We start from the raw sequence: 12,612 nt of genomic DNA on the forward strand, positions 1-12,612 counted from the left end.
TTCGCTTCGCTCGCAATGACGAAGCGAGGTCACTCGGCGGCTTGCTTGACGGAGCGTTCCGCATCTGAATGCGCCCCATGATCGGCATCGCCCGACCGGCCCCAGCCGGCGAACCTGTTCGCGAGCCGGTCGAGATAGAGATAGACCACCGGCGTCGTGAACAGCGTCAGCGCCTGGCTGACGATGAGGCCACCGACCATGGCGTAGCCGAGCGGCTGGCGGATTTCCGATCCAGTGCCGGTGCCGAGCATCAAGGGTACGCCGCCCAGCATCGCCGCCATCGTCGTCATCATGATCGGGCGGAACCGCAATAGCGCCGCCTGGCGGATCGCTGCCTCGGGCTCCAGATGCTCGTCGCGCTCGGCCGAGATGGCGAAGTCGACCATCATGATGCCGTTCTTCTTCACGATGCCGATAAGCAATATGATGCCGATCAATGCGATCAGGCTGAAGTCGAACCCGAAGAACATCAGGATCGCCAACGCGCCGACGCCGGCGGAGGGCAGCGTGGACAGGATGGTGATCGGGTGGATGTAGCTTTCGTAGAGAATACCCAGGATCAGGTACACGACCACGAGTGCGGCGAGAATCAACAGCGGTACGGTGCCGAGCGATTGCTGGAACGCCTGCGCGGTGCCCTGGAAGCTTGAATTGAGCGTCGAGGGCGCACCGAGTTCGACCATCGCCTTCTGTACGGCGTCGGTCGCCTGACCCAGTGCTACGCCTTGGGCGAGGTTGAAGCTGATGGTGATCGCCGGGAACTGGCCCTGGTGGCTGATCGACAATGGCCGCACCGGCACGCTGGTCCAGGTCGCGAACGTTGACAGCGGCACCTGGTCGCCCGTGGTCGGTGACTTCACGTAGATCTTGTTCAGGGTATCGAGATTGCCCTGCAATTCCGGCAGCACCTCGAGGATCACGTGATAGCTGTTGAGCTGCGTGAAATACTGCGTCACCTGGCGCTGGCCGAAGGCGTCGTACAGCGTGTCGTCGATCAGTTGCGGCTGGATGCCATAGCGCGAGGCGGTGTCGCGATTGATCTTCAGCTCAAGCGTGGTGCCTTTGGTCTGCTGGTCGGTCGCGACGTCGCGCAGCTCCGGCAGCGTCTGCATCTTCGCCAGGATTTTTGGAGCCCATTGGTTCAGTTCACCAAGGTCGGCATCCTGAAGCGTGAACTCGAACTGGGTGCGCGTCGGCCGGCCGCCGAGCCGCACGTCTTGTGCCGCCTGCATGAACAGCCGGGCGCCCTCGACCTTCTCGAGCTTGGGACGCAGCCGGGCAATGATCTGCTGGGCGGAAGCGTTGCGCTGGTTGCGCGGCTTGAGCGTGATGAACATATTGCCGTTGTTAACGGCCCGGCCGCTGCCACCGATATTCATGGCGATCGTTGCCACATCGGGGTCGGCCATGACGATCTTGCCGAGTTCCTCCTGATGCCGCTTCATGTCGGCAAAGGAAATATCCTGGTTGGCCTCCGATGTCGCGGTGATCAGGCCGACGTCCTGCTGCGGGAAGAAGCCTTTCGGGATGATCACGAACAGATAGACGGACAATCCGAGCGTCGCGAAGAATATCATCAGCGTCGTGAATTTCCAGCGCAGCGCCAGATCGAGGCCGCGCTCATAGGCGCGAAGCATGGCATCGAAGGCGCGCTCGCTCCATTGATAGAACCGGCCGTGCTTGGTTTCGCCATGTGCACGCAGGAAGCGCGAGGCCATCATCGGCGTCAGCGTCAGCGAAACCACCATCGAGACGAAAATCGTCATCGCCAGCGTGACGGCGAATTCACGGAACAAGCGGCCGATGATTCCGCCCATCAATAGCAGCGGGATCAGCACGGCAACCAGCGAAATCGAAATCGAAACAATGGTGAAGCCGATTTCCTTGGCGCCCTTGAAGGCCGCGGCCAGCGGCTTTTCGCCTTCCTCGATATAGCGCGTGATGTTTTCCAGCATCACGATGGCGTCGTCGACCACGAAGCCGACGGCGATCGTCAATGCCATCAGCGACAGATTGTCGAGCGTATAGCCGAACACCCACATCAGCGCGCAGGCGCCGAGCAGGGCCAGCGGCACCGTTACGGTCGGGATTACGGTGGCCCAGAAACTGCGCAGAAAGACGAAGATGACCATCACGACCAGCGCGATGGTCAGGAGCAAGGTGAACTGTACGTCTTCGACGGCGGCCCGGATGGTCTGGGTGCGGTCGCTGATGACCTCAATCTTGATCGCAGGCGGGATCGCGGCGACCAGCCGCGGCAGTGCCGCCTTGATCTTGTCGACGGTCTCGATGACGTTGGCGCCGGGCTGCTTGAATACGACAAGAAACACGCCGCGCTTGCCATTGGCCCAGGCCGCCTGCTTGGCGTCTTCCGGGCCGGTGACGGCCTGACCGATGTCGCGGATCCGCAAGGGGCCGCCGTTGCGGTAGGCGACAATGACGTCGTTCCAGTCCTTGGAATCCAGCAACTGATCGTTGGCGTAGATGGTGTAGGCGCGAGTGTCGCCGTCGATATTACCCTTCGGGCTGTCGACGGTGGTGATCGCGATCTGAGCGCGCACGTCCTCCAGCGACAGACCCTTGGCGACGAGCTTGGCCGGGTCGATCTGGACCCGGATCGCGGGCTTCTGTTGTCCACCGATCGTGACCTGGGCAACGCCGGAGATCTGGCTGATTTGTTGGGCGAGCTGGGCATCGACGGCATCGCTGACGGTGGTCAGCGGCAGCGTGTCAGAAGTCGCCGACAGCAGCAGGATCGGCGAGTCCGCCGGGTTGACCTTGCGATAGGTCGGCGGCGAGGGGAGGTTTTTCGGCAACTGGCCGCCAGCGGCGTTGATCGCGGCCTGCACATCGTTGGCGGCGCCATCAATGGAGCGGTTCAGGTCGAATTGAATCGTTACCGCCGCGGTGCCGAGATAGCTGGTCGAGGTCATCTGCGCGATGCCGGGAATTTGCGCGAGCTGACGCTCCAGCGGCTGCGCTACCGAGGACGCCATGGTCTCCGGACTGCCCCCTGGCAAGCTGGCGGAAACCTGAATAGTTGGGAAGTCGACTTGCGGCAGGGGCGCCACCGGCAGCAGCGGATAGGCGACGAGGCCGACGAACAGAATGCCGGCCATCATCAGCGAGGTGCCGATCGGATAGCGAATGAAGGGCGCGGAGATACCGTCGCTCATTGCTGGCTGGCCTTCGGTGAGCCTGCATCCGAACTCGCAACCGCCGTGCTTACCAGCGCACCGGGCTGCACTTTATATTGGCCGGACGTGATCACCTGCTGCCCCGGCGACAGACCCTCATCGACCACCGAGCGGCCGTCGATCGAATTCGTCACCTTGATCTTGCGCAGCTCGGCCTTGTTTTCCGTATTGACGGCATACGCATAAAGGCCGTCCGGTCCGTGCTGGACCGCATCGTCGGCAACGACGGTCGCGTCCTTCAGGGTCTTGATCAGCAGGCGCGTGGAAACCGATTGACCTGGCCACAGCGCATGGTCCTTGTTGTCGAACACCGCCTTCAGCCGGATGGTGCCGCTCGTGGTGTCGACCTGGTTGTTGATCAGCGCCAGCGTGCCTGTCGACAGCACGCGCTTGCCGTCGGTGGAAAGCGCGATCACCTTTGGCGGGGAGGCGTTGAGCGCAGCCTTGATCTCCGGCAACTGGTCTTCCGGCGCAGTGAAGATCACCGCGATCGGCTCGATCTGGGCGATTGTCACGATGCCGGTCTGCGTCGCGGCATTGACGATGTTGCCGACGTCGACCAGGCGCAGGCCGGCGACGCCCGAGATCGGCGCCTTAACGGTGGCGTAATCGAGCTGAGTTTGTGCATTCTCAATCAACGCCGCGTCGGCCGCAATCTGTGCCGTCAGCTGCGCAACGGTCGAACGCTGGGTATCGGTCTGCTGCCGCGTGGCAAATTCACCGAGCTTGGTGTAGCGCTGCAAGTCGAGATTGGCGTTGGCGAGATTGGCTTCGTCCTGGGCCTTCTTGGCCTTGGCCTGATCGAGGGCTGCCTGGAACGGCCGCGGATCGATCTCGACCAGCGTATCGCCCTCTTTGACGAATTTGCCTTCCTGGAAAGCGATCCGGTTGATCTGGCCATCGACGCGGGTCCGGACCACGACGGTGTTGAAGCCTTGCACCGTTCCAAGGCCGGTCAGATAGACCGGAAAATCGGCTTTTTCGACCGGGGCGATTTTTACGGGGACAGCAATCGCGGCCGGTGCACGCTTCCGGGCATTCTCGGCCAGTGCGGCACGCTCGTCGCCGTGGAAACGCAGCCACCCGAAATAGCCGAGCCCCGCGACCAATGCGGCCAGCAACACCCAACGGATTGTGCGCGACTTCGACATGCAAGCTTCTTGGGTTCGGAAGACAAGTAATGGGTGATCAAAACAGTTCCCTGCGAAGCCCGATATAATATGCGTGCACTTAATGTGTAAACACACTATAACTTGAGGAATCCTAAACAATTGGAAAGGTTTGGGGCCGCCACTCAGCGGACCATCTTATTCAAATGACGCTCGATTTGAAACGCAGGTTGATCGCCCAACTCGTCGAGAGTTCGCGGCTGCTGCGCAATTACATCGACAATCGCGCCAAGGGACGTGGCACGACGCGCGCACAGTGGATCGTGCTGTTTCGCCTGCGGCAGCAGGAGGGGCTTTCGCAGGTCGATCTTGCCGATGTGCTGGAACTGCAGCCGATTTCGCTTGTGCGTTTGCTCGATCGCCTGGTCGAACACGGACTGCTGGAGCGTCGGCCCGATCCTAAAGACCGTCGCGCCAACCGCCTGTTCCTGACCGAGGGCGGCCGTCAGCTTGTCGACGACCTCGACAGTCTGCGCGACGCGATTGCATCGGATGTGCTCCGCGATATTCCGGACGAAGCGATCCAGGCGAGCCTCGACACGCTGGTCGACGTCAAGGAACGCCTCAAGGGTCTCGGCGAGGCTTCGGATACGATCGTCGCCAAGTAGCGCCGGGCGATCGCCTCTCGACGGCAGCCTGACCTCGTCCAGTTTGAGTAGCCCAAATTCGAAACGGTTGAAACGCGATTGGATGTCGTCCATATCGCGCTCACCACGTCGCGAAATCGGAGTGCATGATGGACGAACTGAACGGACGCATGATGGCGTGCCAGATTCTGATCACGGGACTGATCGCGCGCGTCGCGAACGATTCGCCCGATCCCTTGCGCTTCCTCACCGACTTCCGCGATGAGATCAAAGCCGTCGTGAAGGGAGTCAACATCACCGGCATGGACAACACCGATCGCGTCCGTCAGGTCGCGCAATCGACGGTCGATGAATTGTTTTCGCTGATGAAGCCGCCGAGCACAGATTGATGGTCGCGAAAGTGACGGTGCAACTTATGCCCGATTTTACGGCGTTTCTTTCATCTCTTTAGAACGTTTACAAAGTAACTTTAGAACCATTTCAAACTACAGTTTAGAACGCTTTCAAACTGTAGATTAGAATCTCTTTCAACTCGTTGGAATCAAACGAGGTGTTGCCGTAATCACATTGACCCGAATTTCTTCGCCCGATAGCACCCAATGGGACGGATCGTCGCGCGACAAATATGCGCACGAGCCGAAAATTCATTCTGGGGCGCGTCATGAACAAAGCAAAAGCACCGAGGTCGCTACGTTTCGAGGTGGCGGTCAACTCGGTCGGTCAGACGGTTGAAAACAATTCCGGCAAGAAGGTTTCCGCCGTTGCGGGCCTCATTGCGGTGGCGTCGTTTTCCGGCGCCGAAGCGCAGCAACCCAACCTCCCGCCGGTGACGGTCGATGCCCCGGTCGCTCGCCCGCGTCCTGCTGCGTCGAAACCTTCGCCGGACCAGGTCCGCGCCCGGACTGCGTTGCGCCGTGCCGCGCGCCGCACGCAGCCGGCGCAGGTCGCCGCCGTGCCGTTTCCCAATGCGGGCGGACTGCCCGCAGATCGCGATCCCTACGCCAATCCGAACGCGCCCTACATGGCCACCCGGGTGCAGGCGTCAGGCAAGTTTCCCGAGCCGATCGTCAACACGCCGAAATCGATCACGGTGCTGACCAAGGACGTGCTGGCGGACCAGAATTCGACCACGCTGAAATCGGCCGTGCTGAACACGGCTGGCGTGACGCTCGGCACCGGCGAGGGCGGCAATGCTTTCGGCGACCGGTTCTTCATCCGCGGCTTCGATGCCCGCAACGACATCTTCCTCGACGGCATGCGCGATGCCGGCGTCAGCGTTCGCGAAAACTTCTTCACCGAGCAGGTCGAAATCCTGCGTGGCCCGGGCTCGACATTTGCGGGCCGCGGCACCACCGGCGGCGCGATCAACATCGTCACCAAGCAGGCGACGGCCGAGAAGAGCTTCTACAATATGGACACCACGTTCGGCACCGACCACACCAAGCGGGTCGTGCTCGACGTCAACCAGGTGATCAGCCCGACGCTGGCGATTCGTGCCGGTGGCCTGTTCCAGGATGCAGGCGTCGCCGGCCGCGACTACATCAAGGACGACCGCGACGGCGGCTTCGTTGCGGCGAAGTGGACCCCGCTCGACACCGTGAAGCTTTACGCGAACTACATTCACACCAACCTGCACGGACTGCCCGATTTCGGCGTGCCGTACTATCGGCCCGGTTCGCCCAATCCGGGTCCGGGCAATTTCTACCCGACCAAGGCAGGCGGCCCGTATCCTGATTTCGGCGTCAGCCGCAACAATTTCTACGGCCTCGTCAACCGCGACTATTACAGCATCAAGCAGGACATCGGCACGGTCGGCGGCGAGGTCTCGATTACCCCCGATCTGACGCTGAGCAACAAGACCAGATTCCAGCGTTCGGTTCTCGATTACATCGGAACGCTTCCGGAAGCCCCGGTCGATAACGGCAAGACCCTCAGCCTCAATCCGCAGAGCCGCTATCAGGTTACCGAAAACATCGCCAACCAGACCGAGGCGATTTACAAATCCTACATTGGCGGCTGGAAGAACACGACGACGGGCGGCGTCGAAGTTTCGCGCGAGATCGCCAGCATCGACAAATTTGCGGGCCTCAGTTCCGAAGCGCTGCCGGGCGGAAATCCCGGCGGTAACATCGTCGGAGCCAGCATCTACTATCCGCAATTCACCTTTGCGAACACTGGCGGCAATCCGCAGTTGGCCGGCCTGCCGACCAAGATCGCCATCGACACCACCAGCGCGTATGTCATCAACACCTCCAATTACAACGACTTCGTCATCCTCAATGGCGGCATTCGCTATGATGACTACAACATCAAGGCCGCCGGCTTTGGTACGAAGAATGGCGTGCCGAACGTCTGGAACAACCAGGAACAGAATTACGGGCTGCCGAACTTCAACCTCGGTATCGTCCTCAAGCCGATGCCGATCGCAAGCGTCTATGCTGCCTATGCGACCTCCTCCAATCCGGTCGGCGCCGAGTTTGACGGCACCAGCGCCCAATATGGCGGGCTGGCGCCATCGCTGAACGGCAATCCCAATCAAATCTTCGGGCCTGAAAAGAACAAGGCGATCGAAATCGGCACCAAATGGGAGCTGTTCGACCGGCGGCTGCTGCTGACCGCGGCGTTATTCCAGACCGAGAAGGAAAACGCGCGCGAGTCACAAAATATTGCCAATGCAGGTGCTGCGACGGCAACGTGTCCCTATCCTGCCAACACAACGGGCACAGTGTCCTGCATCTCCGCGGGCGCGGCCTATCGTATCCGGGGCATCGACCTCGGCATCGGCGGCAAGATCACCGACAAATGGAGCGTGTTCGGCGGCCTGGTGCTGATGCAGTCGGAGGTGACGAAATCACTGGTCCCGTCGCCGCAGCCGCTGCTGTTCCCGACCAATGTCGGGCTGAAGCTCGCCAACGTCGCGCATCAGTCGTTCAGCCTGCTGAGCAAGTATCAGCTTACGGACGTCTGGGAGATCGGCGCTCAGGCCGTGTACCGCTCCGAGATGTACGGCGGAACGTTCCTCGCTGCGAACCAGGGCACGTCGATCCCGAGCTTCTGGCGCTTCGATACCTTCGTGGAAGCCAAGATCGACAAGAACTGGACGGCAAAACTGTTCGTCGCCAATATCACCAACAAGCTCTACTACGATGCGCTCTATCAAAGCGCGACGCCGTTCGTGTTCGTCGCGCCGGGCCGCAGCGTGAGCATGGTGATCTCGGCGCGGTTCTAGACAAATTCCAGGGGGTGCAGGTGGCATGCTGATTTGCATCCCTGAGGTACTGAGCAAGGCAGATGTGGCGGATTTCCGCCGCATCATGGACGCCTCCGACTGGGAGGACGGCCGTTCCACCGCCGGCGCGCAATCGGCCCTGGTCAAGCGCAACGAGCAGCTTCCGCCGGACAGCGAGGTCGCGCGCACGCTCGGCAATCGCGTGCTTTCGGCGCTGACCGCCAGCCCGAGATTCATCTCGGCGGCGATCCCGCTGCAGATCTTTCCGCCGCTATTTAATCGCTACGTGGCCTCCGGCGGGCACCATTTCGGCCTCCATGTCGACAACGCGGTGAGGGGAGATCGCCTCACGGGCTTGCGGATCCGGACCGACCTGTCGGTGACGCTGTTTCTGTCGGAGCCGGACGAGTATGATGGGGGCGAGCTGGTGGTCGAGGATCTCTATGGTTCCCACGAAATCAAGCTCGCGGCCGGGGACCTCGTGCTTTATCCTGCGTCTAGTTTGCATCTGGTCACGCCCGTCACACGAGGTATGCGGGTGGCGTCTTTTTTCTGGCTGCAGAGCATGGTACGGGATGACCACGCCCGCAGTCTGATCTTTGATCTCGATACCTCGATCCAGGCCTTGGTGGAGCGACTGGGGCGAGACGACCCTGAAACGGTCAAATTGACCGGCATCTATCACAACCTGATCCGCTACTGGGCCGAAGTATGAAGAACATGTCTCTTTCTCGCGCGATGGCATTTACGGTGATTTCAGCGCTGGCGACGCTGTCGCTGGCGGCGCCGCTGTCGGCCCAGCAGGGCGCGGCTCCCGCTGTACCTTCCGCGCCCATTGCCCAACAAGCGCCCGCAGCTCAGCAACCGCCGGCCCAGTCCACACTCCCTCAATCAGCGCCCCCTCAAGCCACATCCCCTCAAGCCACGTTGCCTGCGCAGGCCACGCCGTCCCCGCTTGCACCGGCGACGCCTGCCGCCGCACCGGCCGAAGGCGAGAACAAGGTAGCCAAGCTTGGCAAGGCGGCGATGTCCGAATTGTCGCCGTGGCTGATGTTCTGGAATGCGGACATCATCGTCAAATCGGTGATGATCGGTCTCGCCTTCGCTTCGCTCGTGACCTGGACCATCTTCCTCGGCAAGATGGTCGAGATGACGGTAATCCGGCGCAGGCTGCGCGGCGCGCTCGTCAAGATCGGCGATGCGCGGTCGCTGGCTGAAGCGCAATTCGCGCTCGGCGCCAAGGGCAGCGTGCTGGCGTCCTTCCTGGCGGCAGCGATGCGCGAGGCGCGGCTGTCGGCGGGCATTTCAAGCGATGCCGGTATCAAGGAACGCGCCGCTTCGAGCTTTGCAGAAATCGTGCGCGCCGAGGCACGACGGATCCGGTTCGGCATGGGCCTGTTGGCGACGATCGGCGCGACATCGCCGTTCGTCGGACTGTTCGGCACGGTGTGGGGCATCATGAACAGCTTCATCGGCATCTCGAAATCGCAAACCACGAATCTTGCTGTGGTGGCGCCCGGCATCGCCGAAGCGCTGCTCGCCACCGCCCTGGGTCTGGTCGCCGCGATCCCTGCCGTCATCATCTACAATCACTTTGCGCGCGTCACCAAAGGCTACCTGGAACTGGTCAGCCGTGCCTCGGGCGCCGCGGGCCGGCTCCTGTCGCGCGATCTCGACCGCACCCATGTTAGCGGCCAGCACGTCCGTGGGGCAGCGGAGTAGACGATGGGCGCGTCGATCGCAGAACATGACGATGACGACAGTGATTTCTCGGAGTCACACGAGATCAATGTCACGCCGTTCATCGACGTCATGCTGGTCCTCCTGATCATCTTCATGGTGGCGGCGCCATTGTCGACCGTCGATCTGCCGATTGACCTGCCGACGTCCACAGCGACCCCGCAAAAGAAGCCGGACAAGCCGACCTATGTCAGCATCAAGCCTGACCTCGCGATCGCGATCGGGGAAAATTTCGTCAAGCGGGTCGATCTGGTCCGCTCGCTCGATGCGATGCCTGACGTCAAAAAGGATCAATTCATCTTCATACGTGCCGACCGCGGCGTGCCCTACGGCGAATTGATGGACGTGCTCGAAATTCTGCGCAACGGCGGCTACAAGATGCTCAAACTGACCGCGCTGGAGGGGGTTCCAGGCAGCACGACCCCGCCTGCGGCAACCGACAATTCGAAGCCCTGAGCGACGGCGAGTAAGACATGTCGGACTTGGATGCCGGACAAAAGGCACCGCTGCGGCTCTGGGTGTTCGGAGCCGTCGGCGCGCTTTTGCTTCACGTCGGCGGGGCGGCGCTGGCGCTCGCCTATCTGCAGACCGACGAACCGCAAAACTCCATCGGCGACACCGGCATCGAGGTCGGCTACGAGCAGGCCGCAGTCCAGCGCGAGCAGACAGACCTGCCGCCGGGGCCCGACAGCGACGCTTCCCAGGCTTCGCCCCAGCTCGCCGAGCAGAAGGCCGAGGTCAAGGAATCCGAGCTGCCGCAGGACAAGCCGACCGAGACCGAGGAGGCGGACCGCGAGGTAACACCGAACGAGTCGAAGAAGCCGAAGGAAGACGATCCGAAGGTTGCTGCAGTGCAGACCCAGGCATCGACCGAATCTGTGGCGGCCGAGGCAACCGCGACGCCGGCCTCCATCGAGAAGGCGCGCCGCGAGCGGGCGAATTGGCAGACCGAACTGTTCCAGCATCTCGACCGGCACAAGCGTTATCCGAAAGAGCGCCAGCAAAAGACCGCGGAGATCTATATCCGCTTCACGCTCGACCGGCTCGGCCACGTGCTTTCCGTCGACATCGAAAAAGGCTCGGGCGACAAGGTGTTTGACGACGCGGCGCTCGCGATGGTGCGCCGCTCCGACCCCGTGCCGGCGCCTCCGCCGCTGGTCGCGGATGAGGGGCTGAGCTTCACCCTGCCGGTGATCTTCCGCGTCAAGAACAAGGGCTGAAGCCTTTTGCGTTTCCTTTCTGCGCGGCGTGGCCATGCGTACTTGACCCTCTCCCGGACCGGAAGAGGAGGGAGTTGGCATCATCCGAAGATCGCGATCCTCAGGTCTTCTTCAGCATCGGACAGACGCTCTTCTCCAGCGGGATGAAGGCTTCCGCCGCTGGGATGGTGGCGACGAGGTTGTAGTAGTCCCACGGATATTTCGAATCCGCCGGCTTCTTTACCTCGAACAGATAGGCCGGGTGGATCTTGCGGCCATCGGCGCGGATCGAGCCCTTACCGAACAGCGGATCGTCGGTCGGCATTTCCTTCATCTTGGCGACCACCGCGCGGCCGTCATGCGGATTGCCGCCGAGTGCTTCCAGCGCCTTGAAGTAGTGGATCAAGGAGGAGTAGACGCCGGCCTGCACCATGGTCGGCGGATTCTTCTTGTATTTTTCGTTGAAGCGCTTGGTGAAGGCGCGGGTCTGGTCGTTCATGTCCCAGTAGAAGGTCTCGGTGAAGTTCAGCCCCTGCGCGACCTTCAGTCCGAGCGAATGAACGTCGGTGATGAACATCAGCATGCCCGCGAGCTTCTGCCCGCCGGCGACGATACCGAACTCTGCCGCCTGCTTGATCGAATTGGTGGTGTCGCCGCCGGCGTTCGCAAGCCCGATGATCTTGGCCTTCGAGCTTTGCGCCTGCAGCAGGAACGACGAGAAGTCGGCGTTGTTGAGCGGATGCTTGACGCCGCCGAGCACCTTGCCGCCATTGGCGACGACGACTGCAGCCGTATCGCGTTCGAGCGCATGACCGAAGGCGTAGTCTGCGGTGAGGAAGAACCAGGTATCGCCGCCGGATTTCACCAGCGCCTTGCCGGTGCCGTTGGCGAGCATCCAGGTGTCGTAGACCCAATGGATGGTGTTCGGCGAGCACTGCGCGCCGGTGAGATCTGATGACGCCGAGCCGGAGTTCAGGTTGACGACGTTCTTTTCCTTGGCGAGGTTGGCAATGGCGAGGCCGACACCGGAGCTTGCGAGGTCGACGAACACGTCGACCTTCTCGACGTCGACCCACTGCTTGCCGATATTGGTGCCGACGTCGGGCTTGTTCTGGTGATCGGCCGAGATCACGTCGATCTTCCAGCCTTTGGCAAGAAGCCCGGAATCCTCGATCGCCATCTGCGCAGCGACGGCCGAGCCGGGGCCGCCGATATCAGCGTAAAGGCCGGACTGGTCGCCGAGACTTCCGACCTTGACGACCTTGTCGAGCGTTTGCGCAAACGCGCCGCTGGCAAGCACCAGGCTCGTGGTCATCACCAAGGCTGCAATGGATCGCTTCATTTATCCTCCAGGATTTTTTGAACGTTTTGCTTGAAACCAGTGAGAATAGTATGCCCGGCCTTGCTTCGGCCGCCTAGCCGCTGCGGCAAACCGCTCGCGCGCGGAATATTCCGCCGCGCGGCCAATTCGAAAAACGCGAATGTGTGGGT

Annotated in this window: 10 protein-coding genes; 7 read left to right on the top strand and 3 right to left on the bottom strand. The window is 61.6% G+C overall.

Annotated features, from left to right (window positions below; genetic code table 11):
• Positions 1 to 29 precede the first annotated feature (29 nt).
• Positions 30 to 3,176 (bottom strand): multidrug efflux RND transporter permease subunit, encoded by a 3,147-nt coding sequence (locus V1283_RS13315; protein ID WP_334386935.1) that lies wholly within the window; start codon positions 3,174 to 3,176, stop codon positions 30 to 32.
• Positions 3,173 to 4,348, bottom strand: coding sequence for an efflux RND transporter periplasmic adaptor subunit (locus V1283_RS13320; protein WP_334386936.1), 1,176 nt, complete (start codon positions 4,346 to 4,348; stop codon positions 3,173 to 3,175). Before V1283_RS13320 ends, V1283_RS13315 begins: the two co-directional genes overlap by 4 nt.
• Before the next feature lie 164 nt (positions 4,349 to 4,512).
• Between V1283_RS13320 and V1283_RS13325 the strand changes: the two genes are divergently transcribed.
• The 7 genes from V1283_RS13325 to V1283_RS13355 all read left to right on the top strand — a co-directional run bounded on the left by V1283_RS13325 (position 4,513) and on the right by V1283_RS13355 (position 11,142).
• Entirely contained in the window at positions 4,513 to 4,974 is a 462-nt protein-coding gene (locus V1283_RS13325) for a MarR family winged helix-turn-helix transcriptional regulator (protein ID WP_334386937.1), read from the top strand.
• Positions 4,975 to 5,102: 128 nt separating this feature from the next.
• Positions 5,103 to 5,342: a hypothetical protein gene (locus V1283_RS13330; RefSeq protein ID WP_334386938.1), complete on the top strand. Its 240-nt coding sequence runs from the start codon at positions 5,103 to 5,105 to the stop codon at positions 5,340 to 5,342.
• A 272-nt stretch (positions 5,343 to 5,614) separates the two neighbouring features.
• A complete protein-coding gene (locus V1283_RS13335) occupies positions 5,615 to 8,182 on the top strand; it encodes a TonB-dependent receptor (protein WP_334386939.1) in 2,568 nt (855 codons plus the stop codon).
• Positions 8,183 to 8,207: 25 nt separating this feature from the next.
• Positions 8,208 to 8,897, top strand: coding sequence for a Fe2+-dependent dioxygenase (locus V1283_RS13340; RefSeq protein ID WP_334386940.1), 690 nt, complete (start codon positions 8,208 to 8,210; stop codon positions 8,895 to 8,897).
• Entirely contained in the window at positions 8,894 to 9,904 is a 1,011-nt protein-coding gene (gene exbB / locus V1283_RS13345) for a tonB-system energizer ExbB (RefSeq protein WP_334386941.1), read from the top strand. Before V1283_RS13340 ends, exbB begins: the two co-directional genes overlap by 4 nt.
• A 3-nt stretch (positions 9,905 to 9,907) precedes the next feature.
• Positions 9,908 to 10,378, top strand: coding sequence for a TonB system transport protein ExbD (exbD, locus tag V1283_RS13350; RefSeq protein WP_334386942.1), 471 nt, complete (start codon positions 9,908 to 9,910; stop codon positions 10,376 to 10,378).
• Positions 10,379 to 10,395: 17 nt separating this feature from the next.
• Complete coding sequence (locus V1283_RS13355; RefSeq protein WP_334386943.1) at positions 10,396 to 11,142, top strand: TonB family protein; 747 nt, start codon at positions 10,396 to 10,398, stop codon at positions 11,140 to 11,142.
• A 100-nt stretch (positions 11,143 to 11,242) separates the two neighbouring features.
• Here V1283_RS13355 and V1283_RS13360 read toward each other — a convergent pair whose 3' ends face one another.
• Positions 11,243 to 12,463 (bottom strand): ABC transporter substrate-binding protein, encoded by a 1,221-nt coding sequence (locus V1283_RS13360; RefSeq protein WP_334386944.1) that lies wholly within the window; start codon positions 12,461 to 12,463, stop codon positions 11,243 to 11,245.
• Between the last annotated feature and the right edge of the window lie 149 nt (positions 12,464 to 12,612).

The organism is Bradyrhizobium sp. AZCC 2262, assembly GCF_036924535.1.
GTDB lineage: Bacteria > Pseudomonadota > Alphaproteobacteria > Rhizobiales > Xanthobacteraceae > Bradyrhizobium.